General features: G+C 40.8%; 23 protein-coding genes. 1 reads left to right on the forward strand and 22 read right to left on the reverse strand.

The features are described from left to right. Nucleotides 1-149: 149 nt before the first annotated feature. The 22 genes from HX021_RS20880 to HX021_RS20985 form a co-directional block, all read right to left on the reverse strand. Nucleotides 150-1,526: an NADH-quinone oxidoreductase subunit N gene (locus HX021_RS20880; RefSeq protein WP_286592552.1), complete on the reverse strand. Its 1,377-nt coding sequence runs from the start codon at nucleotides 1,524-1,526 to the stop codon at nucleotides 150-152. Between the two features lie 18 nt (nucleotides 1,527-1,544). After that, nucleotides 1,545-2,987, reverse strand: coding sequence for a complex I subunit 4 family protein (locus HX021_RS20885; RefSeq protein ID WP_286592554.1), 1,443 nt, complete (start codon nucleotides 2,985-2,987; stop codon nucleotides 1,545-1,547). 16 nt (nucleotides 2,988-3,003) lie between these two features. Next, entirely contained in the window at nucleotides 3,004-4,926 is a 1,923-nt protein-coding gene (gene nuoL, locus HX021_RS20890) for an NADH-quinone oxidoreductase subunit L (protein WP_286592555.1), read from the reverse strand. A 19-nt stretch (nucleotides 4,927-4,945) separates the two neighbouring features. Beyond that, the gene (gene nuoK / locus HX021_RS20895) at nucleotides 4,946-5,275 is read right to left on the reverse strand and encodes an NADH-quinone oxidoreductase subunit NuoK (protein WP_286592556.1); all 330 of its coding nucleotides are present in this window, start codon (nucleotides 5,273-5,275) and stop codon (nucleotides 4,946-4,948) included. Next, entirely contained in the window at nucleotides 5,275-5,772 is a 498-nt protein-coding gene (locus tag HX021_RS20900; protein WP_286592558.1) for an NADH-quinone oxidoreductase subunit J family protein, read from the reverse strand. The genes nuoK and HX021_RS20900 overlap by 1 nt, the downstream gene beginning before the upstream one ends. Nucleotides 5,773-5,783: 11 nt before the next feature. Beyond that, on the reverse strand, nucleotides 5,784-6,293 hold the full coding sequence (locus HX021_RS20905) for a NuoI/complex I 23 kDa subunit family protein (RefSeq protein ID WP_286592560.1): 510 nt from the start codon (nucleotides 6,291-6,293) through the stop codon (nucleotides 5,784-5,786). Nucleotides 6,294-6,305: 12 nt separating this feature from the next. Further along, nucleotides 6,306-7,346, reverse strand: a complete 1,041-nt coding sequence (nuoH, locus tag HX021_RS20910) for an NADH-quinone oxidoreductase subunit NuoH (protein WP_286592561.1) — start codon at nucleotides 7,344-7,346, stop codon at nucleotides 6,306-6,308. 9 nt (nucleotides 7,347-7,355) lie between these two features. Beyond that, nucleotides 7,356-8,375 carry an NADH-quinone oxidoreductase subunit G gene (locus tag HX021_RS20915; protein ID WP_286592563.1) on the reverse strand — a complete coding sequence of 340 codons (1,020 nt, stop codon included), beginning with the start codon at nucleotides 8,373-8,375 and terminating at the stop codon, nucleotides 7,356-7,358. Nucleotides 8,376-8,405: 30 nt separating this feature from the next. Then, nucleotides 8,406-9,761: an NADH-quinone oxidoreductase subunit NuoF gene (gene nuoF / locus HX021_RS20920; RefSeq protein ID WP_286592565.1), complete on the reverse strand. Its 1,356-nt coding sequence runs from the start codon at nucleotides 9,759-9,761 to the stop codon at nucleotides 8,406-8,408. Between the two features lies 1 nt (nucleotide 9,762). Beyond that, nucleotides 9,763-10,284 carry an NADH-quinone oxidoreductase subunit NuoE family protein gene (locus tag HX021_RS20925; RefSeq protein ID WP_286592566.1) on the reverse strand — a complete coding sequence of 174 codons (522 nt, stop codon included), beginning with the start codon at nucleotides 10,282-10,284 and terminating at the stop codon, nucleotides 9,763-9,765. Continuing rightward, entirely contained in the window at nucleotides 10,277-11,512 is a 1,236-nt protein-coding gene (locus HX021_RS20930; RefSeq protein ID WP_286592567.1) for an NADH-quinone oxidoreductase subunit D, read from the reverse strand. The genes HX021_RS20925 and HX021_RS20930 overlap by 8 nt, the downstream gene beginning before the upstream one ends. Nucleotides 11,513-11,522: 10 nt before the next feature. Further along, nucleotides 11,523-12,017 (reverse strand): NADH-quinone oxidoreductase subunit C, encoded by a 495-nt coding sequence (locus HX021_RS20935; RefSeq protein WP_286592569.1) that lies wholly within the window; start codon nucleotides 12,015-12,017, stop codon nucleotides 11,523-11,525. A 3-nt stretch (nucleotides 12,018-12,020) separates the two neighbouring features. Next, the gene (locus tag HX021_RS20940) at nucleotides 12,021-12,572 is read right to left on the reverse strand and encodes an NADH-quinone oxidoreductase subunit B (RefSeq protein ID WP_028070978.1); all 552 of its coding nucleotides are present in this window, start codon (nucleotides 12,570-12,572) and stop codon (nucleotides 12,021-12,023) included. A gap of 65 nt (nucleotides 12,573-12,637) precedes the next feature. Further along, on the reverse strand, nucleotides 12,638-13,012 hold the full coding sequence (locus HX021_RS20945) for an NADH-quinone oxidoreductase subunit A (protein WP_286592570.1): 375 nt from the start codon (nucleotides 13,010-13,012) through the stop codon (nucleotides 12,638-12,640). 119 nt (nucleotides 13,013-13,131) lie between these two features. Continuing rightward, entirely contained in the window at nucleotides 13,132-14,985 is a 1,854-nt protein-coding gene (locus tag HX021_RS20950; RefSeq protein WP_286592571.1) for a tetratricopeptide repeat protein, read from the reverse strand. Nucleotides 14,986-15,010: 25 nt separating this feature from the next. Further along, complete coding sequence (locus HX021_RS20955) at nucleotides 15,011-15,937, reverse strand: PstS family phosphate ABC transporter substrate-binding protein (RefSeq protein ID WP_286592572.1); 927 nt, start codon at nucleotides 15,935-15,937, stop codon at nucleotides 15,011-15,013. Nucleotides 15,938-16,265: 328 nt separating this feature from the next. Next, nucleotides 16,266-17,156 carry a TonB family protein gene (locus HX021_RS20960; RefSeq protein WP_286592573.1) on the reverse strand — a complete coding sequence of 297 codons (891 nt, stop codon included), beginning with the start codon at nucleotides 17,154-17,156 and terminating at the stop codon, nucleotides 16,266-16,268. Between the two features lie 31 nt (nucleotides 17,157-17,187). Further along, on the reverse strand, nucleotides 17,188-17,745 hold the full coding sequence (locus HX021_RS20965; protein ID WP_286592574.1) for an ExbD/TolR family protein: 558 nt from the start codon (nucleotides 17,743-17,745) through the stop codon (nucleotides 17,188-17,190). Nucleotides 17,746-17,769: 24 nt separating this feature from the next. Beyond that, on the reverse strand, nucleotides 17,770-18,432 hold the full coding sequence (locus tag HX021_RS20970; protein ID WP_286592575.1) for an ExbD/TolR family protein: 663 nt from the start codon (nucleotides 18,430-18,432) through the stop codon (nucleotides 17,770-17,772). A gap of 100 nt (nucleotides 18,433-18,532) precedes the next feature. Continuing rightward, nucleotides 18,533-19,357 (reverse strand): MotA/TolQ/ExbB proton channel family protein, encoded by an 825-nt coding sequence (locus HX021_RS20975; protein WP_121121127.1) that lies wholly within the window; start codon nucleotides 19,355-19,357, stop codon nucleotides 18,533-18,535. A 434-nt stretch (nucleotides 19,358-19,791) separates the two neighbouring features. Then, nucleotides 19,792-20,142, reverse strand: a complete 351-nt coding sequence (locus HX021_RS20980; RefSeq protein WP_286592618.1) for a translation initiation factor — start codon at nucleotides 20,140-20,142, stop codon at nucleotides 19,792-19,794. Nucleotides 20,143-20,148: 6 nt separating this feature from the next. After that, nucleotides 20,149-21,027, reverse strand: a complete 879-nt coding sequence (locus tag HX021_RS20985; RefSeq protein ID WP_286592576.1) for a diacylglycerol/lipid kinase family protein — start codon at nucleotides 21,025-21,027, stop codon at nucleotides 20,149-20,151. A gap of 306 nt (nucleotides 21,028-21,333) precedes the next feature. Between HX021_RS20985 and metK the strand changes: the two genes are divergently transcribed. Further along, on the forward strand, nucleotides 21,334-22,587 hold the full coding sequence (metK, locus tag HX021_RS20990) for a methionine adenosyltransferase (protein WP_286592577.1): 1,254 nt from the start codon (nucleotides 21,334-21,336) through the stop codon (nucleotides 22,585-22,587). Nucleotides 22,588-22,626: the final 39 nt, after the last annotated feature.

The raw sequence follows: 22,626 nt of genomic DNA on the forward strand, positions 1-22,626 counted from the left end.
CAGAGGAGTTTGCTAGAAAAATCAATAAACAAAATATTGCAGCTTAACTATGTGTCCATTTTATTGTTGCAATTCCATATAGCAGTTATAAAGGTTATAGGTTATGCCGGTCTTGTATTCCTTGCACACCTGTCATCACCTCCATCACTTTATATTAACTTCAAAAGGCAGTCAGGATACACACCGATCAATATGGTCAGTCCGACTGCAATAAACAATACAAAAGAATAATTCCACTGCACATTTACACAAGATTCTTCACTGTCCCTAAAATACATGGCGACAACGACTTTCAGATAGTAATAGACTGCAATTCCAGCATTTATCACAGCTAGTACGAGCAACACAACGTGATAATTCTCCATAACAGAAGAGAACATCATAAACTTACCAATAAACCCTGCTGTCAGCGGTATACCTGCCAGGGAAAGCATCGCGATCGTAATGGCCAAAGCCAACATAGGATTTCGTTTTCCTAATCCATTGAATGCTTCAAAATGCTCTGATCCAGTTGTTTTTTTCACCAGGATCAAACCTGTGAATGCAATGATCGTTGCAAGTGAATAGGCTAGCCCATAAGCAAGAATAGCATTAGCCGAGGTAGCTCCAACAGCTATAATGGCGAACAACATATATCCCGCATGTGAAACACTTGAATAAGCAAGCATCCGTTTAAAAGATGACTGCATTAATGCCGAGATATTGCCCACAAATAAGGTGATGACTGCGATAATTAAGAAAACCGGAGTCCAAAACTCTTGAAGCGGTAACAAACTATAACTGAACAAGCGCAATAAACCAGCAAAAGATGCCACTTTCACGACAGTACTCATATAGCTTGTAATCAAAATCGGCGCTCCATCATATACATCCGGGGTCCAAAAATGAAAAGGTGCAGCCCCAACTTTAAAAGTCAACCCTACAATAAGCAGTAAGATACCACCATAAAATAAAGGGGAAATCGTCTGTGGATTGTTTACCACGTACGATTTAATTTGACTTAAATCGAACGATCCCGTAGCTCCATAGAGCAACGCAATTCCAAATAGCAGGAACCCTGTCGAAAATGCGCCCATCAGGAAATATTTCAATGCAGCCTCATTGGATACCTTATCTTTTTTACGTATACCCACCAAAATATAAAGGGCTACCGACATAATTTCTATCCCCAGAAAAAGCATAGAAAAATTGTGATAACTATTGACCAAAACAGCACCAGTCAAGGAGAATATAAGCAGCGAATAGTATTCAGCAACTTGCCCCTCCTCATCAAAATATCCTTTTGAAATCACAAAAATACATAAAGTTATAGCGACACATACGATCGAAAAGGCAATAGCAAAATGGTCAAAATAAACCATTCCGCTATATAAGGGGCCCGTAGTTGATGACCAATCATTCCATAAAAAGCCAATAGCTGCTAAGAAACCAAGAATAGAAACCGGCAAAAGCATCTTTTTTGCTTTGAAAAGACCGAGATAAAGGACTACTAATGCTAATATCGAAAGTGTAATTATTGCTCCCATACAATTGAATATATCTATTTATCTGCCTAAAAAAGTACTTAACACTTCCACCGAACCCGCAGAAAGGTTCAATAGGAAATTCGGGAATATACCGATATATAGAATCAAGCAAGAAACTATCGCCAATATGATCAGTTCTCCTCCTTTCACATCATCAAATTGTGCTGTCTTTTCAGTCGTTTCTCCCAACATGGTCTGCTGATACAGGCGAAGAATATATACTGCCCCCAGGATTAGGGTCAATCCCGCGAAAACCGCGAACCAGAAGCCATATTGAAAAACCCCTTTCAATAATAGAAACTCGCCGATAAAACCATTTGTCAAAGGTAAGCCAACAGCCCCCATACAGATGATCATAAAAAATATGGCCAACCGTGGAGCCTTGCCCGCAATTCCACCGAGCTCAGAAAGACTTCGCGTTTGGGTCCTTTGCTGAACAATATCCAGCACATAGAAAAGTCCGACAACAGAGATACCATGATTCAGCATCTGTATTGTTGCCCCACTCAGGCCATTCGTATTCCAAGAAAAAACCCCGGCACTGATCAGCCCGACGTGTGCTATGGATGAATAAGCAATCAGGCGCTTCATATCATCCTGTTTAATAGCAATAATGGAAGCATAGACAATACCGATGACGCATAAGATCATGGCAAACTGACCATACAAAGCGACTCCTGTTGGAACAACAGGCAACAGCCAGCGCATTAAACCATACACCCCCATCTTCAGCATGATACCAGCCAATAACATGGTGCCTGCCGCCGGTGCATTGGTATAGGTATTTGGTTGCCAGGTGTGAAAAGGAAAAATTGGGATCTTGATGGCAAAAGCAATAAAAAATGCCCAAAACAACCATCTTTGCGTATGGTCCTCCAGTTCTAGAGCAATAAAAGAAGTCCATTCAAAATCATGATTAGGAACTTGTTGATAGAGATAAAGAATACCGATTAACATCAACAGGCTTCCCAAGAAAGTATAGACAAAAAACTTGAGATTAACACGGATGCGATCTCCTTCACCCCATAGAGCACAGATAAAATAGATCGGGATCAAAGCGATCTCCCAGCCTACATAAAATGTAAATGCATCCAGTGCCAAAAACACCAATAATAAACCTGCTTGCATAAAAGCCATCAAGGCATAGAAGTTACCTTTATAATTCTTCCCAAACGTCGTCCCAATAATCAAGGGCATCAAGCCGTTGGTCAGCAAGATTAACGGTAAGCTAATGCCATCTGCACCTATATGAAAGTGGATATGTAGAAAAGATATCCAGGTCCAATTTTGTTCAAATTGCATTCCCCCATTGGTATCAAAAGCACACAGGAACGGAATAGTCAAGGCAAGTGATATTAATGATAATATCAGTGCTATTGACTTGGCGGCATTGGTCTTCAAAAAAGTTAGTATCAATGCGCTTATTAACGGCAATAAAATAAGTAAAAACAAGTTATCCATCGATTATACTACAATATTAAAGACTCAATAATCCATATACGAAAATGGCAATTACCCCAATCACCATCATCAATAAATAAAAACCAACATTTCCATTTTGAAGCAAACGAAGTACTTTTCCTGTATCATAAGTTGCTTTACCAGCTCCGTTAACAAGTCCATCTATGCCACGTTGATCAACAATATTTCCAAAGAAAGCCGACATCCAATTGATTGGCCGTACAATAAGACTCTCATAAAGCTCGTCAACATAAAATTTATGGTAAGAAAGCCTGCTCAAGAAAGCTCTTGGAGCCTCATCACCTTCAGGTATTTGCTGACGTTTAACATAGGTATTAAAAGCCAGAGCAGCCATAATCAACACTCCAATCGTGGAAACTGCCATGAGTAAATATTCAGTGCTATGCTCCAAGTGATTGGTTACGGGCGTTAAAGCTTTCCCTTCTGCAAAAACAGGACTTAAGAAATCTGCAAGCCAGTGATTACCGCCTAAAGCCTCCGGAAGATTGATCCCACCGCCAAGCACCGACAACACTGCCAATACGATTAACGGGACAGTCATGCTTTTGGGAGATTCATGCAAATGATGTTTTTGCTCCGCAGTCCCTCTGAATGATCCAGAAAATGTCATAAATAACATTCTAAACATATAAAAAGCAGTCATTAAAGCACCGATGAAACCTAAACCCCATAAGATTGGACTGGCAACAAATGCATTGGCAAGTATTTCATCTTTCGAAAAGAACCCAGAAAAAGGGGGAATGCCCGCAATCGCAATGGTACCGATCAGCATCGTCATATAAGTTACGGGCATTGCTTTCTTCAATCCACCCATCTTACGCATATCCTGTTCTTCGCTCATACCATGGATCACTGAACCGGCCCCAAGAAATAATAAGGCTTTGAAAAATGCATGGGTCAATACATGAAAGAATGCTCCAGTGAATGCCCCAACACCTAAACCAAGGAACATATAGCCCAATTGAGACACCGTAGAATAAGCCAGCACTTTCTTAATATCATTTTGAGTCAGTGCAATAGCCGCCGCAAGCAGGGCTGTGCAAATGGCGATGACAGCGATCAGCTGCAACGTAAATGGAGACAGCACAAATAATACATTAGAACGTGCAATCATATAAATACCAGCCGTAACCATTGTCGCAGCATGTATCAGAGCAGATACCGGTGTAGGCCCAGCCATAGCATCAGGCAACCATGTAAACAATGGTATCTGGGCTGATTTACCTGTAGCAGCAATAAAGAGCAACAACGTAATACTCACAACTGCAATATCACCAATAGCAAAATTCTTTGCTGCGGCAAATACTGTCGAGAACTCCAATGAACCAAACGTGCCCAAAATCAAGAACACAGCCAGCAGAAAGCCCAGGTCCCCGATTCTATTCATAACAAATGCTTTTTTTGCAGCATTGGCATAAGAACTATTTTTATACCAGAACCCGATCAGTAAGTAGGAACATAAACCTACGCCTTCCCAGCCTATAAACATCACGAGATAATTGGACCCCAGTACCAACAGCAACATGAAGAAGATAAACAGGTTTAAGTATGCGAAAAACTTCCCAAAACCTTTGTCATGATGCATATACCCAATAGAATAAACATGAATCAGAAAACCTATACCTGTCACAATCAATAACATGATAGCACTCAATGGATCGACCAAAAAGGAGAGCCCAATTTTCAGGTGTCCTACCGATATCCAATCAAATATATGCTGTTCGATAACGCCTGGCTGTCCTGCCTGTCTCGACTGATATACATCGAAAAACAGCATACAGCTACAGACAAAAGAAATAAGAACCACGGCGCTGCCCAAAACACCGATCATACTTTTGGAAAACGCATTCCTGCCCAATCCATTCACTATAAACCCGATTAAGGGCAAAAGGGGAATCAACCAAATTAATTCACTCATCGTATATATTTCTTAAATTCTACCAACGAAGTTTATTTAAGGAATCGATATCCACAGACTTCGTATTCCGATATACCATAATAATAATCGCAAGCCCTACGGCTACTTCCGCTGCCGCCAATGCCATAATAAAAAAGACAAACACTTGCCCTGATGAATCACCATGTTGCACTGAAAATGCCGCTAAAAGTAGATTGACAGCATTAAGCATCAATTCAATAGACATCATGATAATGATGACATTACGGCGAATGAGCACACCAATAACACCAATAGCAAAAATAATTGCACAAAAGATCAAATAATGATTGATCGGCACACCTTGCAACTGCTGAACAACTGTTTCCATTAGATTTGTTTAGGTTCTTTCTTAGCTAATAATATTGCTCCGATCATGGCTGTCAACAATAATAAGGAAGACAGCTCAAAAGGAAGCAAAAATTCGTTAAACAACACTTTACCTAGATTTTTAACCAATCCGATTTCAGGATTTGTTACCGTCAAAGGATTAGAGATATCAAATACACGGTAGACGCCAAAGAAGGTCACCAACAGGCAGCAACCTGCAATAACCCCCATAAACTTGACCAGATTGGATTTCATCGGTTCGGTATCTTTATTCAGGTTGAGCAGCATGAGCACAAACAAGAAGAGAACCATAATGGCACCCATATATACGATAAAATTGACCACCGCCAAAAATTGAGCATTCAATAATATGTAATGCACGGTAAACGTAAAAAACGTAATAACCAAGTATAATACACTATGCACTGGATTCTTCGTAAAGATGGTCATGAGTGCAAAGAAAATAGACAAGAAGGCTACAAAATAAAATACTGTCATAATTTCCTGAATTAGCTCTTTAATTTGGTGATATCGAAAGTCGGTTCGACCAATTTGTCCTTGCCATATATAAAATCCTTACGCAAGTAATCTGCTGTCACATGTGGGCCGTCCAAATAAATAGCTTCCTTTGGGCAAGCTTCTTCACAAAGACCACAGAAGATACACCGCAGCATGTTGATTTCATAGACTGATGCATACTTCTCCTCACGATAAAGATGTTCTTCCCCTTTTTTACGTTCGGCAGCAGTCATCGTGATGGCTTCCGCCGGGCAAGACAATGCACACAATCCACAAGCAGTACAACGCTCCCGCCCCTCTTCATCGCGTTTGAGCGAATGTTGTCCCCTAAAATTCTTTGAATAAGGTCTTATTTCCTCGGGATATTTAACTGTAGGGATTTTCTTAAAAAAATGCCTTAATGTAATACGCAAACCTCTGATAATGGCGGGGAAATAGATCCTTTCCGCAAATGTCATCTGTTTTTGTTCAATTACTTTTTTACGATTGCTTAGTTGCATAAAAGTCCTTTCTTATGAGAAATAAGTATCTTTAATCAATGTAAATACACCTGTAAGTACAATATTGGCAATAGCCAATGGGATCAACATTTTCCAGCCCAAGTTCATCAGTTGGTCATAGCGGAATCGGGGCAACGTCCACCGCACCCACATAAAGAAAAAGATAAATCCAAATATTTTCAGGAAGAATACGATTACACCAATAATAGTGATCCAATTCGCAGACAGTCCCAGGTCATTCATAAACGGAAAGTTATATCCCCCAAAATAAAGCGATGCCATTAATGCCGAGGATACAAACATATTAATGTATTCAGAAAACATATAGAGCCCCAATTTCATCGAGGAATACTCGGTATGATATCCTCCTACCAGTTCCGTCTCACATTCCGGTAAATCGAAAGGAACCCGGTTACACTCCGCAAAAGCACAGACCATAAAAATAATGAAGCCTAGAGGCTGTGCCCAGATATTCCAATTGACAAAGCCAGATTGCCCAGCCACAATTTCCCTTAGTGAAAGGCTTTGTGTCACCATCAGCAATGCAATGATTGAAAGCCCCATAGCAATCTCATAACTGATACTCTGTGAGGCCGCACGAATGGCCCCCATCAGGGAGAACTTATTATTGGAGGCCCAGCCACCAAGCATAATACCATATACCCCTAATGCAATAACACCAAACATATACAATATACCAACATTAACATCGGCCACCTGCAGGGAGACGACCCGATCGCCGATCTGTAGCTCTTGTCCCCATGGAATAACCGCAGAGCTAATACAAGCCGTTATAATTGCTATGGTCGGACCAACAATGAAAAGCACTTTATGGGCACCAGCAGGAATAATTTCCTCTTTAAAAAAGAATTTACCACCGTCACACAGCGGCTGCAAGATTCCGAAGATACCGGCCCTATCGGGGCCATATCGATCCTGCATAAAGCCAGCAATTTTGCGCTCAGCCAGTGTTGAATACATCGCAATCACCAATGTGATCACGAAAATAACAGACACTAATATTAATTTTTCTATGACAAAAGACCACTCCATAATTTGTGCTTATTTCAATTTTTCTGTTCTAGCCAACTGTTCGCGATTTTGCTGCTGAAGTATCGGATTCTCCTTCACGACCTTTGGTGGATTAAAAAGTTCATAGTGATTGGCTGAAATAACGGAACGTGAATCAATTTCTGTCGGTTCTTCCAAAATCCAATCGCTCGTCTTTTTTTGATCAAAGCGGCAGGTATTACAGATAAACTCTTCCACTTCACCGAATTCATCCTTCCTTGCTGTCACCCGTATCACTTCCTCTCCTTTGTACCACAGTGTCACTTTACCCGAACAAGTGGGACAATCGCGGTGTGCGTCTACCGGTTTCGTAAACCAGACCCGATTCTTAAAGCGAAAAGTTTTATCAGTCAGCGCTCCGACTGGACACACATCAATCACATTTCCCGAATAATCGTTGTCAATTACATTTTCAATATAGGTGGATATTTCCGAATGATCCCCGCGCCCCAAAATACCATGCACACGTTGATCTGTCAGCTGATTAGCGACATAAACACAACGATAACACAGAATGCAGCGATTCATATGCAGTTGGATCTTGTCTCCCAGGTCAATGCGTTCAAAGGTTCGACGGTCAAATTCATAACGCGTATTTGCACTTCCATGCTCATAACCAAGATCTTGCAACTTACATTCGCCAGCCTGATCACAAATAGGGCAATCCAAGGGATGGTTGATCAAAAGGATTTCTACAACGCCCTTTCTTGCTTCCACGACCTCCGGAGAAGTAATATTTTGCACCTCCATACCGTCCATTACCGTCGTCCGACAAGATGCCACTAATTTGGGCATAGGCCGCGGGTCCTTTTCCGAACCCTTTGATACCTTCACTAAACAGGTACGGCACTTTCCTCCACTGCCCTCCAATTTGGAATAATAGCACATCGCCGGCGGGACAATATCCCCACCAATCTGCCTTGCTGCATTCAATATAGTTGTCCCTGGGGCGACCTCTACCGGTATCCCGTCAATGGTGACCTTAAACTTTACATCTTCCGCTTCTGCCATGATATGATTTATTTATCGTTACAGCTTTTATTATGATACAATTGGTTCTAAAGGATCAGCATAATGTGCCAGTCCATAATTTCGTGTTTGGGACTCTTCTGGATGAAGTATATGCCATTCAAATTCATCTCTGAAGTGTCGAATTGCAGCAGCTACCGGCCATGCCGCAGCATCACCCAATGGACAGATTGTATTTCCTTCAATTTTCCGTTGCACATCCCACAATAAGTCAATGTCTTCCATCGAACCATGTCCGCTTTCAATCTTATGCAGCACTTTCTCCATCCATCCAGTTCCTTCACGGCAGGGTGAACATTGCCCACAGCTCTCATGATGATAGAAACGGGCAAAGTTCCATGTATTACGCACGACACACTGGTCTTCATCAAATACGATAAAACCACCGGACCCAAGCATAGTGCCCGTCTGGAACCCACCATCCGCTAATGATTCATAGGTCATCAAACGATTATTACCAGCGGCCGTTTTGAGAATCAGATTTGCAGGAAGAATAGGCACCGAAGAACCACCTGCGACGACAGCTTTCATACGCTTTCCATTGGCAATACCACCACAATATTCATCCGAATAAATAAATTCTTCTACCGGCAAACCGAGTTCAATTTCATAAACACCAGGTTTTACGATATTGCCACTCGCGGAGATCAACTTTGTGCCCGTACTACGCTCTACGCCTATCTTGGCATACTCTTCGCCACCAAGATTAATGATGGGAACAGTAGCCGCGATGGATTCAACATTATTAACCACCGTGGGACAATTGTATAGTCCTGCGATTGCAGGGAATGGTGGTTTAATACGTGGATTTCCACGCTTTCCTTCCAAGGATTCCAATAAGGCCGTTTCCTCTCCACAGATATAAGCTCCTCCACCAGGTTGAACATAGATCTCCAGATCATATCCTGAACCGAGGATATTTTTGCCCAAGAAGCCCTTTTCTTTTGCCTCTGCAATGGCACGTTCCAGAATTCGGATCTGAGGCATCATTTCTCCCCGCACATAGATGTACGACGTATTTGCCCCCAAGGCGAAACTCGAAACGATCATCCCTTCGATGAGTGCATGCGGTATATGGGTCATTAAATAACGATCCTTGAATGTTCCAGGCTCAGACTCATCGGCATTGCATACCAAATAACGCGGTACTCCCTCAGGTTTGGCTAAAAAAGACCATTTCATACCTGTCGGAAAGCCCGCTCCTCCTCTACCACGCAAGCCGGACTTCTTCACCTCCTCAACAACATCCTCAGGGGACATGGTTTTTAACGCTTTTTCAACAGCAACATAACCTCCTTTTTGACGATAAACCTCAAAAGTATTGATGCCGGGGACATCGATATGAGTCAACAAAAGTTTACGTGCCATATTATTCTGTTTTAGCTTTTAAATGATCAATCAATTCATCCACCTTAGCTTCATCCAAGTTCTCATAGAAGGTATATTCAGGCCCAATCTGTAGTACCGGACCAAAACCACAGGCTGCCAAACATTCCACTCCACGCCAAGAAAAAAGCCCGTCCGCCGTTACCCCCCCCTCTTTTACCCCTAACTTCTGCTCCAGGTGGTTCATTATACGTTCAGCACCGACCAAACAGCAGGGACCTGTACGGCAAATTTCCAGGACGTACTTCCCTTTGGGCTCCAACAGAAACATGGTATAGAACGTTGCCACTTCATAAACCTCAATGGGTAATATATTTAAGTACAAAGCCACTTTTTCCATGGCATCAGCACTCACCCACCCAAATTCTGCTTGGACTAAATGCAAAATGGGCAATAGTCCAGATTTTTGCTTTCCATCCGGATAACGGCTCACTACGTCTCCAAACTTGGCCAGCAATTCTGGAGAAAACGTTACATTTTCATTATGTTGTTTTACACTAAGCATCTAATTCTCCTGCTATAACGTTAAGACTACTCATATTTATAATTGCATCTGAAATCAACATCCCCGCACTCATTGGCGCAAATAGCTGATAGTTGACAAAAGAAGGTCGCCTAAAGTGCAGACGATAGGGAGAACGCCCACCGTCATGGATCAAATAAAAACCAAGTTCTCCATTTGCCCCCTCCACTGCATGGTACACCTCCGCTTTGGGCGTATCAACTTCTCCCATGACAATCTTGAAGTGGTAGATCAGCGCCTCCATATTGGTATATACCTGTTCCTTTGGCGGCAAGTAAAAATCTGGCACTTCCGCATGGAAAACACCTTTTGGTTCTTTTTCAATCTTTTCCAGCGCTTGTTCTATAATACGCAGCGACTGCCACATCTCTTCATTGCGGACCATAAAACGATCGTACACATCTCCTGTTGTCCCAACAGGTACATCAAAATCAAATTCCTCATAAGAGCAATATGGATTTTGGGCCCTGACATCATAATCCACACCAGTTGCCCGAAGAATAGGTCCAGACCAGCCATAATCCAAAGCCTCTTCCTGACTCACTGCCGCAACACCAGAAGTACGCTCGATGAAAATCCGGTTCCGAACAAACATTTCCTCAAACTCTTTCAACACCGGCGGATAACGTTTCAAAAATTCACGGATCTTTGCAAAAGCTGTTGCATTAAAATCTCGTTCAAAACCGCCTATACGACCAATATTAGTGGTCAACCGTGCCCCACAGATTTCTTCAAAGATCTCATAGATAAATTCACGTTCCTGCATCACATACAGGAAGCCAGAGAAAGCCCCTGTATCAACACCCAGAATCCCGTTACAAATAATATGATCTGCGATACGGGCAAGCTCCATCACAATGACCCGCATATATTGCACCCGTTTAGGGATTTCTATCTTCAGCAGCTTCTCAACCGTCATATGCCAGCCCATGTTATTAATCGGAGCCGAGCAATAATTTAAACGGTCGGTCAATGGAGTAATCTGATAAAATGGCCTATGTTCGGCGATTTTCTCAAATGCTCGATGAATGTAACCAATAGTAGATACCCCACTAACAATACGTTCCCCATCAATCTGCACCACATTCTGGAACACACCATGAGTAGCAGGGTGAGTCGGGCCAATATTCAGGGTAATTAATTCATCCTGCGGATCATTATCTTCAAAAACAGGCTGATTAGCTGTCATCTTGCTTATAAACTCACTCATATCATATAAATTAACGGCCGAAATACAAATCTTTCTTATCTACTCGATTCGGGTCTTCCAACGGATATTCCTTACGCATCGGGAACACTTCCATCTCGTCAACATTTAAAATCCTTCTTAAATCTGGATGGCCAATAAAATTCACACCAAAGAAATCAAATGTCTCACGCTCCATCCAGTTGGCCCCTTTCCAAACAACGGTCGCTGAAGGAATCTCAGGATTCGGGCCATATAAGAAGACCTTGACGCGTATCCGGACATTATGAATAAGACTATGAATATGGTAAACCACGGCAAACTCTTTTTCGAGATGCGGGTAATGCACCGCTGTAATATCTGTAAGATGAATAAATTGCAATTCACTAGCTGTCTTCAAAAAACGAAGCACTTCTATTACATCTTCAACGTCCACCACAATCGTCAGTAAGCCATGGGCATCCGGAACTTCTACGACTTTCGCAGGAAAATTTCCCTGAAGTTTCTCCAATAAAATACTGTTCTCCATCCGTTATTTATTTGTATGTATGCCGTACTTCTCCAACAATGCTTTATATTCAGGGGTATTTCGTCTGTTTAAGGATTCATTTTTAACAATTTCCTGTAAACGGAGGACACCATCCAAGATTGCCTCAGGGCGGGGCGGACAGCCCGGCACATATACATCCACAGGAATCACCTCATCAATCCCCTGTAAGACAGAGTAAGTATCAAAGATACCGCCACTGGAAGCACATGCCCCCACAGCAATCACCCAACGGGGTTCCGCCATCTGAATATACACCTGCCTGAGCACTGGCGCCATCTTCTTGGCAATGGTCCCCATCACCAACAACATATCTGCCTGCCGCGGGGAAAAACTGGGCCGCTCTGCTCCGAACCTGGCCAAATCATAGGTAGACCCCATGGTAGCCATGAATTCAATACCACAGCACGATGTAGCAAATGGCAAAGGCCATAACGAATTAGCGCGGGCCAATCCAATCGCTTTATCCAAACTTGTCGCAAAAAAACCTGCGCCTTCTACTCCCGGAGGAGCTTCTGCCAATTTTATATCACTCATGAAAAGACGATTTATAAAGGTTTAAGTACAATTGGCCAAACACAGCCAATCGCTGAGGGATCATATTAATCCCAGTTCAGTGCTTTTTTCTTAATGACATAGATAAAGCCCAATAAGAGCAATCCCATGAAAATAAACATCTCGATTAAGCCTTGCAGGCCCATTTCCCTAAAATTGACTGCCCAAGGATACATAAAGATCACCTCGACATCAAAGATGACAAACAGGATAGCCACCAAAAAATATTTAATCGAGAATGGCTGTCTCGCATTACCGACAACCTCAACCCCCGATTCAAATGCTCCAAGCTTATTTTCTGTCCGAACTTTTGGCCCGATTAAATGTGTAATAATTATGGTACCTACCCCAAATCCCACCGCTACGATAAGCTGTATGAATATAGGTAAGTAATCTATCGGCATACTATTGGCGTGCTCCATCTCTATCAAAATTTATATTGGTAACTGTCTCTAAATATAGAGATTCCAAGACTAAATTCAAAACAAAAAAGGCGCAGATAATGTTACCTGCGCCTAATTTAGAATGATTTTAGTTAAGCTTATTTTAAAGCCTCTAAGTATCCTTGAACAGCCTCATTTGCCGGATCAAGTTCTATTACTTTTTGGAAATTAGTCTTCGCTTGTGGGTTTTCCGCTTTAATAAGGTGGAAAAGGCCAATATAAGTATATGCATCAATTAAATATGCTTTGTTCTTTTCTTGCGTACCACGCTGATTGATGGTTTCAATCAATTTTTGGAACGGCGCCACGAAATCACCTGTTGGTTGCTCCAAATTATCAGCACCCAACGCAGAAAAAGCTTTATAATACAGCGCATTGATCAAGTACTTATCTTGTGCTTCTTTATTATCAGTAGTTTCTATAATTGTTAGCTCAGTTTGTGCTTTCTCAAAATTAGCAATAGCTCCATTTCTTAGCTCCTGGTTAACGTAGTTACCTTCAGCATCTTTACTTCCACTATCTTTTTTGAAACCAATTTGGTAATTACCTTCACCTGCATAGTAGTGAGAATCGAAATAGTAAGGTGAATCTTTATATTGACCTACAAGTTCAAACAAAGAAACTGCCGTTTGCAATTCTTGGTCTTGGTATTTCGCAAAAGCCAATTCAGCAACTTCAGCTAGCAATTCTTTGTCACCTTCAATTGCTTTCTTAATATTTGCAATACCCTTTTGAATGTTTGCCTCATTTTCAGGAGTCACAGCTGGAGCAGTTGCCACAGCTGCACTATCAACAGCAGTTGTAGCGCTATCAACAGCAGTAGCGGTACTGTCAGCACCAGCAGCTGCAGTCGGAGCCACAGCTTTTGGACTATTAGCCGCAATTTGAGACATACCTAAGTACATATAATCCAAAGGAATCACACGGTCTTTCTCCATTTTGCTGAACATCAAATCCAAGTATTCCATTGCTTTTGGATAATCTTTGGCACTTTGAAATGCAATATAACCTAGGTAACGGTAGATTTTTGGATCCACATCCGGATTTTTCGCCAATTCTTCTGATACAGTCTTCAACTCATCATACTGACGCGCATAAACCAAGAAGTCTGCATAACGGATTTTTGCTTCCAAGGTATTATCACCCGCAACCTCTAAATATTTTTTGTATTGCTCAACACCTTTTTTGTTCAGCTCCACATATTTCTCATCTGATGTACCAGGAGCTTTCGACCATTGATAATAAGTCTCTGCCAATTCACGGTAAGTAGGTGCATAAGTTGGTGTTTCAGCAGCAACAGCCTCTAATTGCGTAACGGCTTCATCATAAGCCTGAGCACCACGTACAATGACAGCCTGACCTACTTTCGCCTGTACCGAATTTGGATCGATGTCCATCGCCTCACCATAACTAGTGTAGGCCAAAGAACCTTCTTTCAACCCGCGGTAAGCATCACCTAATGCCAAAGGAATAGCAATATCCTTTTTGTTTTTTTCCTTCGCTTGGGTCAAATATTCCAAAGCTTTTGCATAATCCGGCTCTGGTGTATTAATATATGCACGACCGATTTCCAATAACGGTTCGTAATCTTTCTTACCCAATTTCGCAGTTGCTAAAGCAAACTTAGATTCAGCGCCAGCTTTATCTTTTTTCATTAAGTCAACATAACCCAAACCAACATTGTTGATCGTTGCTTTTGGATCATTAGTCAAACCTTGGTTGAAAATCGCAGCCGCAGAATCCGCTCTGTCGTTTACCAAATAAATTTGACCCAAATAGAAATAATTATCTCCATTCTTAGGTTGCTTACTCACTAATTTTTGAAGAATAGTTTTCGCTTTACCATAGTTTTCAGCCTCGATGGCCGCTCTAGCATCTTTCAAACTCTGTGCACTTACTGTGCCCACAGTTCCAGCCAATAAAAGACTAAATAATAATTTACTGTTTGTCATAATCTATTTTTGTACTATTTATTATCTATTTAATATAACTTTCATCTCTAATAATGATCTCACGTCCAGGCATTGTAGCAGGCACCAATCCTGCCTTTAAAACAATACGTTGTCCCCGATCTCCCGTCAAAAAAGCGCTGAAGCCTAAACCTAATCCCATATTAGGTTGATAATTCATAATATAAACCGGTCTTATAAACGGATACACACCGTCGGCAATAGTTGACTGTGATGGCTTATAAAAATGTGCCTTATCTACACCTTCACTAACATTTTCGATGCTCAATGTACGAATTTTATCCAATAAATTCGAATTTTTTTCAACTGCTTTCAGATACCAATTATAACCAATAACCCCTACTGCATCAGCATGCTCACTAACATACTGCATCACCTCTGCGTTATCCTTCATCGCTGAAACAGCTTTTGGATCCAGTTTGGCAAGCTTGAAATAATCCTTCAAGTAACGCAAAGTACTTGAATTGGCATTGTCAAAGATCAAGCGCTTTCCAGCTAAATTACCTTCCAACAAAGACTTAACGTCTTTTTGAGGTATTATAGTATCTGTACTGCTGCGATTATTAATCAATACCACAGCATCGGATGCCATTTGAAAGATTTTGGGCTGAATACCACGCTTCTTAAAATAGCTATCCTCTTGCGTTGTCAATTTTCTGGTCAGCACGACAACATAGGCCGAATCCGACAGCAGGGCATTGACTGCCCGGATCTCCGGCCTTGCCATAATCTCAAGACTGGAATTTGGATAGGAACTCTCAAATACATCCGCAGACTCCTGAATAACAGGTAGCAAAGTCTGGTCAACCAAAACCGGCAACTTCCCTGTCAGAATATCTTCACTCCCCTTGTTGTTCTTTGTTTTATTTTTGCAAGAAACAATCGCTCCTGCACCAATCACAAGCATCACAAGAATTACACTATATTTTCTCATACGGTACATCATACAATAGGACAATTTAATAAAAGAATAGTTTAATTTTTGAAGAGAGTTAATTGGAATCTAAAAAGGTAGCGAAAGCTAATTAAAATTATTTTGCCATAAGCGCACAAAACGCATAAAAGAGTATAGGATCAACACGACACCAAAAATGGTCTTATACGTAGGGTTGATCTCAATGGGGAAATTATCCCAGAAAATGATCAATAAGCCTAAGACAAAATAAAAAGCAAACATAAATAGTCCTAAAATAGACAGAAATCGCTTTAGAGGCGATTTCTGTCTGTAATTAGAATTATTCTTCGAATTAAAATCTGTCATTTTAATTTTGAATAGTATTCAAACGAATCGGCAAAGTATAAGCGACACGAACAGGACGACCATTCTGAATACCTGGTTTCCATTTCTTCGCTTTCTTCAACAGCTTAACAGCTGCATCACCTGTACCGTATTTCAAATCACGTTTCACGTTGATATCAGTCAAACTACCATCTTTCTCCACCACGAAGGAAACTTCAACAACACCGTTGATTCCGTTTTCCAATGCAGCAGCAGGATAATCATAGTTATTAGAAATCCACGACATAAACGCCTTCATTCCACCGATCGGTGTAGGATTCACCTCTACCGCAGTAAAGATCTCATTACCATTCGGATCTCCATTCGGATCTCCTTTTTTGGCGCCCGTGATAGCACCATCTTGTTTCTTTGAACCGAACTCACCACGTGCAACTGATGTACCTGTTGGGCTACCCTTCAAGGTAATACGTGCCGGAGTTTTATTTTGGTCTTTCAGTTCTTCCTGAGAAGCAACTTCTTCAACAACCTTGTTGGCCGGAGCTACTTTAGGCTCAGGGAAACGTACCAAATCCTCTTTTGGCACATCCATAGCCACTTGTTGAGGCTTTTCTTCCGGCTCTGGCGGAAGAGGTTCTTCTTCTGGTGGTTCTGGTGGTTTGATTTCTTCAAGGTCTTCCAAAGTAACTTCCGTTACCGCTGGAGGTGCTTCAACCGGTTTTTTCGGAAAAATTTTGTCTCCGAAAAGACGAAGAAGACTCATCAGAACCACAAAGCCGATCACGACCAAAAGTCCTCTGTTCGTCGCTTTAGGCGCAAGCTTACGAAGCTCGTAAGCTCCATATTCTTTGTTGCGGCCCTGAAAAACGACGTCAAGCCATTCTTTCTTAAAAATATCTAATTTTGACCCTATCATATTATTTTAGTTTTTCGTGTCAATCTAATAACTAATCATTATAGATATTGTCACGTTTTAACACTTCCACTTCCTCTGGACTGATCTTACCGATCATATAACGCTTAACGTCAACAATTTTCATCTCATCAAGAATATCAACAAGATTACGTTGTGTACATTTTTCGCTAGGTCTGATGATTACGATCATGTCTTTACCGCCAGAAACTCGAGGTACATATGCTTTTTTCTCCATCAAAACCTTACGGATACCATCTGCACCATAACCAGCAACAGTCGGACCTTCGATAGGTTTGGCAACTTGACCATATATCCAAGAGACTTTATTGTCAGAACCCAATAAAACTGTAAGGGAGCGATTGTCTGCTGTAAGCAAGTCATCATTTTGCTCTTCTTTAATTTTATTTTTGTCTGGCATGGCCACATCCATAGCTTGTGGTTTATTTAAGGACGTGGTCAACATGAAGAAGGTAATCAACAAGAAGGCCAAATCCACCATGGCTGTAAGGTCGACCTTACCCCCATTTTTCTTGGATCTTACTTTCCCGCCTTTGCCTTGTTTACCACTGTCCTGATTTAATTCTGCCATTGTTTGTTCTTATTAAATCGTCAATTATTTATCCTCAGCACGCATGCCTGTTATGAAACTAAACTTATTTTGCTTTTGATTACGCAACGTTTCAATAACTAAATTAACCGAAGGATATTTTTCATTCGCATCTGCTTTGATAGCCATTTTCAAAGGACCAGGATGCACGAAGTTTTTATCGGCAGATTCCTTTTCCTTGTTTACTTCCTCAGCGGCAAGACGCGTGTTTTGAACCCAGTAATACAACTCATTGGACGTATTCTCTGTACTATCGATTGGAATACCAGTTTGCAATCCTGGTTCATTACGCTTACCCGCGTCCAATGCCAACAATCCTTTTAGTTTAGACATTGGTACACCAAAGTTTTCCATCAACTTGAAGTGATCATAGTCCTCTTGTGAAAAGCCAATGCCATATTTTGCAGACATTCTTTCTAATGCTTTTACGCGAACCTGTTGATCAGTTGTACCGAAGAAAACTTTACCGTTATCCCCTATCGTGATCATACCGACATTTGAATCCGGTAACTTATCTTTCGTAGTTGATGCTGGGGTATCCACCGTCAATGCTTCCGGTTGGCGCGCAGTCGCCGTTAAGACGAAGAACGTAAGCAGCAAGAACGATACGTCACACATCGCTGTCATGTCGATCGACGTACTGGCTCTTTTTACTTTTGCTTTACCCATTTTAAATTCTTCTTTTTAAATTAAAACTCAATCTTCTATCCCATGATGCTTTCAATCTTTGATTTCCATAAATTAAAATCAAAAATTTCCATCACGGTTCTTATTTGTGGTTTGCAGCGTATGTTTGTACGATTGAGAAACCAGCTTCGTCGATAGAGTAAGTTAATTTATCGATTTTCGCAGTAAAGATGTTATACAATACGATGGCGAATGTTGAAGTTGCAATACCAGTTGCTGTATTGATCAAGGCTTCAGAGATACCATTTGCCAATTTAGCTGAATCTGGAGCACCACCTGTTGCCAACGCCGAGAAGGCCTTGATCATACCTGTTACCGTACCCAATAGACCACATAATGTACCGATAGAAACCAACGTAGCGATTACGTTTAAGTTTTTCTCTAACATTGGCATTTCCAATGCTGTAGTTTCTTCGATTTCTTTTTGAATTGCAATAGTTGCTTTTTCAGTGTCAACATTAACATCAGCTGATACAGCTTTGTATTTCAATAAACCTGCTTTTACAACGTTTGCAACTGAACCTTTTTGTTTGTCACATTCAGCAATAGCTGAATCGATGTTTCCACCATTAATTAAAGATTGGATTTTTCTAACAAAGTTTCCAACGTTTCCTGTTCCTGAAGCTTTGTTGATAACGATTAAACGTTCTACTGAGAAAACCCATACCATTAAGAATAAACCAAGCAAAACAGGTACGATTGCCCCAGCATGGTAAACCATTCCTAAATAGTTACCTGGATTAGGAGCATTTTCAGGATTGTTGTCAACGAAGTTAGTTGGATTACCCATCACAAATTTCCATACACAGAAACCCACGATGAAACAGATGATGATTGCAGCTTGAGCAAAGAAAGATCCTCCGTTGTTGCTCTCTTGTTTTGCAGCAGTTTTAGGTGCGTTTGCCATTTTTCTAATTTTTAGTTTTTTACTGTTGTTTAAATATATAATGTTGTTTAAATTATATGCACTCTTATTCGCTTTTGAAATCAATTTTGCAAAGCAAATTTAATATTTAATATCAAATTTAAAATATTCATCTTAAATATATAAAAAAAATCAAATTTGTTTTTTCAAACTGAATACACTATTTAATAGTGTCATTTTTCTCAGCAGTTCCCGTTATATAATCCTTATTACCATTCGCTAAATAGCTTATTAGCAATAATTATTTTACAATGAAAACCATTTTTTTTTTGATATGCAAGAAAATCAAGGATTTTAAGCGACAAAAAGTAAGTGATTACTCATGTTTTTTTACTAAATCTCTTCCTTTATCCTCACCATATCACCTTAATAAACAATTCGTTAGATTTCTTACTAATCCCTATCAATATCGTTGTTTAACCACCGACCATTTTTACACGATACCCTTCTTTAAGTAACAAGTCGTAGATCTTTTGCTTAAATTCGCCCTGAATCATTATTTCACCGTCTTTTACAGATCCACCTACTCCACACTTTTGTTTCAGGAGTTTACCCAAGCTCTCCAAATCTGCAACCTGACCAACAAAACCCGTTACTAATGTGACCACTTTACCTTTTCGCATTTTGCGATCTAGCTGAACCTTGAGATTCTGCTGGTTAGCGGGTAACGTATCAACTTCCTGAAAAACATCCGCAAATTGATAGTTATAATTGTCATCTGTTGAATATACAACGCCCTCATAGGACTGTTTCTTATTTTTACCCATCATTTTTTAACAAATTATCTTTAAAGCCTTTGGCATAATGGAAATATTTAATTTATCACCCAATTCCAATGGCTCCCCATCTACATGTACTGGTGAGACTGTATCAACTTCGATCTGTATATCTTTTCCAGGGATAATTTCCACATAGCTTGACTGGTCCGCCGATTTATTAAACAGGTGAAAGATCATCTTAGGAAGGATATACAAAGGAAATTTATGCACAATGCATACATCTAATATACCATCATTCACCGAAGCTTGAGGTGCGATATAAGCATTGTTCCCATATTGAGGAGAATTGGCCACACTGATCATAAATGCCTGTCTTTCATAAACCTGGCCATCTATAGTCAATTTATAATGAGCTGGTTTATAATTGCTCAGCACATTAAAAACGGATTTCATATAGCCCAGTGGCCCCCGGATATTCTCATTCGCAAAGTTTTCGCTCACTGAGGCATCAAACCCCAGTCCTGCAATATTAAAGAACCGCCTTTCATTGATTACCCCACAGTCTACTTCTATGGACTCAAAACGATTGATCCGCCGTATAGCGGCGGCTTCATTCATAGGCACGCCTAAATAAAGCGCAAGACCATTGCCCGAACCTTCAGGAATAATACCCAAAGGAATTCCCGAGCCGACTAAAGCCGAGCCCAGTTCATTGATCGTCCCATCCCCTCCAACTGCAATGACTGCATCATAACCCTCTTTAATCGCTTGCAGCCCAATCTCATAGGCATGATTTGGACGCGCAGTCTGCTGAAAGGTGGGATCAAACTTCTGCAAGTCCAGCACATCCAAAACCTGCTTTTTAAACGAAGTCTTGCGCTTTCCTCCTGAAATAGGGTTAATAACAAACAATATTTGTTTACGATCTGACATGTCCAAAGATAGCGGAAATTACTAATTTCTTAAAATAATGTAATCTTTACACCGATTTGATTCCATATGCACATCTTTTTAAACCTAAAAGACAAATTTGATTTTAAATATCCCCCAAAGTATTGTAGCTTTGTCGCATTAAAAATAGAATGTGGACTGATTTGCGTGCTGTTGCCCTTACGAAAGCAACGACAAGGAGATTGCAACCACAGTAAAAAAGTGCTAAAAACCCTTCGCTATCACGGCTCTTATCACTTTGCTGTCAATTCATTCAAGCGCAAATCCATTATTAAAATTACGTAAAGCATGGCTTATTTATTTACGTCAGAATCTGTTTCTGAAGGACATCCAGACAAGATCGCCGATCAAATTTCAGATGCATTAATAGACAATTTTTTAGCATGGGACGAAGATTCACGCGTCGCTATTGAAACACTCGTCACTACCGGACAAGTTGTTCTTGCAGGTGAGGTTAAATCGAATATATACTTGGATGTTCAGAAAATAGCCCGTTCGGTCATCGAAAAAATCGGGTATACCAAATCCGAATATATGTTTGAAGCCAATTCTTGTGGTGTGTTATCGGCCATTCACGAGCAATCTGCTGATATTAATCAGGGTGTTGACCGTAAGACAAGACAAGAGCAAGGAGCTGGCGACCAGGGAATCATGTTCGGCTATGCAAACAATGAAACCGATAATTTTATGCCATTGGCACTGGATCTTTCTCATCGCCTGTTGTACGAACTGGCTGAATTGCGTAGGGAGAACAGTGAAATAAAATATCTGCGTCCTGATGCCAAATCACAGGTAACACTTGAATATGGGGATGACCACAAACCAAAGAGAATCGATACCATTGTCATTTCAACACAGCACGACGACTTCGATCAGGAGCAGGCCATGTTGGATAAGATTACCCATGATATCAAAACCATTCTGATCCCCCGTGTTAAAGCACAATTAAAGCCTGAACTGCAACTGTTATTTAATGATGAGATCAAATTTCATATCAACCCGACTGGAAAGTTTGTCATTGGCGGACCACATGGAGATACAGGGCTGACAGGTCGTAAAATTATTGTAGATACCTATGGTGGTAAAGGGGCACATGGGGGTGGGGCATTCTCCGGGAAAGACCCTTCCAAAGTAGATCGCTCCGCAGCTTATGCTACCCGTCATATTGCCAAAAACCTCGTCGCTGCAGGTGTATCTGATGAAATCCTGGTACAGATATCTTATGCAATTGGCGTAAAAGACCCGATGGGAATCTATGTAAATACTTACGGCACAAGCAAAGTGAATTTGTCTGATGGCCAGATTGCCGATAAAATAGCCTGCTTATTTGACATGACCCCTTATGGTATTGAAACCCGTCTTGGTCTCAGAAGTCCAATCTATTCGGAAACTGCCGCCTACGGACACATGGGAAGGACACCAAGAAAAGTGACCAAAGAGTTCGAAAGTTCCACTGGAGAAAAGAAACAGCTAGAGGTCGAACTATTTACTTGGGAGAAATTAGATTACATCGAAAAAGTAAAAGAAGAATTCGGCTTATAGAAGCTTATAAATATTATTAAAATAAAAAAGGGATGCAGC

The organism is Sphingobacterium sp. N143 (assembly GCF_030325625.1).
In the GTDB taxonomy this organism is placed as follows: domain Bacteria; phylum Bacteroidota; class Bacteroidia; order Sphingobacteriales; family Sphingobacteriaceae; genus Sphingobacterium.

Bases quoted from the DNA above. Each gene is read 5' to 3' on its own strand.
- HX021_RS20880 (WP_286592552.1), bottom strand. From the start codon at position 1,526: ATGGGAGCAATAATTACACTTTCGATATTAGCATTAGTAGTCCTTTAT.
- HX021_RS20885 (WP_286592554.1), bottom strand. From the start codon at position 2,987: ATGGATAACTTGTTTTTACTTATTTTATTGCCGTTAATAAGCGCATTG.
- nuoL (WP_286592555.1), bottom strand. From the start codon at position 4,926: ATGAGTGAATTAATTTGGTTGATTCCCCTTTTGCCCTTAATCGGGTTT.
- nuoK (WP_286592556.1), bottom strand. From the start codon at position 5,275: ATGGAAACAGTTGTTCAGCAGTTGCAAGGTGTGCCGATCAATCATTAT.
- HX021_RS20900 (WP_286592558.1), bottom strand. From the start codon at position 5,772: ATGACAGTATTTTATTTTGTAGCCTTCTTGTCTATTTTCTTTGCACTC.
- HX021_RS20905 (WP_286592560.1), bottom strand. From the start codon at position 6,293: ATGCAACTAAGCAATCGTAAAAAAGTAATTGAACAAAAACAGATGACA.
- nuoH (WP_286592561.1), bottom strand. From the start codon at position 7,346: ATGGAGTGGTCTTTTGTCATAGAAAAATTAATATTAGTGTCTGTTATT.
- HX021_RS20915 (WP_286592563.1), bottom strand. From the start codon at position 8,375: ATGGCAGAAGCGGAAGATGTAAAGTTTAAGGTCACCATTGACGGGATA.
- nuoF (WP_286592565.1), bottom strand. From the start codon at position 9,761: ATGGCACGTAAACTTTTGTTGACTCATATCGATGTCCCCGGCATCAAT.
- HX021_RS20925 (WP_286592566.1), bottom strand. From the start codon at position 10,284: ATGCTTAGTGTAAAACAACATAATGAAAATGTAACGTTTTCTCCAGAA.
- HX021_RS20930 (WP_286592567.1), bottom strand. From the start codon at position 11,512: ATGAGTGAGTTTATAAGCAAGATGACAGCTAATCAGCCTGTTTTTGAA.
- HX021_RS20935 (WP_286592569.1), bottom strand. From the start codon at position 12,017: ATGGAGAACAGTATTTTATTGGAGAAACTTCAGGGAAATTTTCCTGCG.
- HX021_RS20940 (WP_028070978.1), bottom strand. From the start codon at position 12,572: ATGAGTGATATAAAATTGGCAGAAGCTCCTCCGGGAGTAGAAGGCGCA.
- HX021_RS20945 (WP_286592570.1), bottom strand. From the start codon at position 13,012: ATGGAGCACGCCAATAGTATGCCGATAGATTACTTACCTATATTCATA.
- HX021_RS20950 (WP_286592571.1), bottom strand. From the start codon at position 14,985: ATGACAAACAGTAAATTATTATTTAGTCTTTTATTGGCTGGAACTGTG.
- HX021_RS20955 (WP_286592572.1), bottom strand. From the start codon at position 15,937: ATGAGAAAATATAGTGTAATTCTTGTGATGCTTGTGATTGGTGCAGGA.
- HX021_RS20960 (WP_286592573.1), bottom strand. From the start codon at position 17,156: ATGATAGGGTCAAAATTAGATATTTTTAAGAAAGAATGGCTTGACGTC.
- HX021_RS20965 (WP_286592574.1), bottom strand. From the start codon at position 17,745: ATGGCAGAATTAAATCAGGACAGTGGTAAACAAGGCAAAGGCGGGAAA.
- HX021_RS20970 (WP_286592575.1), bottom strand. From the start codon at position 18,432: ATGGGTAAAGCAAAAGTAAAAAGAGCCAGTACGTCGATCGACATGACA.
- HX021_RS20975 (WP_121121127.1), bottom strand. From the start codon at position 19,357: ATGGCAAACGCACCTAAAACTGCTGCAAAACAAGAGAGCAACAACGGA.
- HX021_RS20980 (WP_286592618.1), bottom strand. From the start codon at position 20,142: ATGGGTAAAAATAAGAAACAGTCCTATGAGGGCGTTGTATATTCAACA.
- HX021_RS20985 (WP_286592576.1), bottom strand. From the start codon at position 21,027: ATGTCAGATCGTAAACAAATATTGTTTGTTATTAACCCTATTTCAGGA.
- metK (WP_286592577.1), top strand. From the start codon at position 21,334: ATGGCTTATTTATTTACGTCAGAATCTGTTTCTGAAGGACATCCAGAC.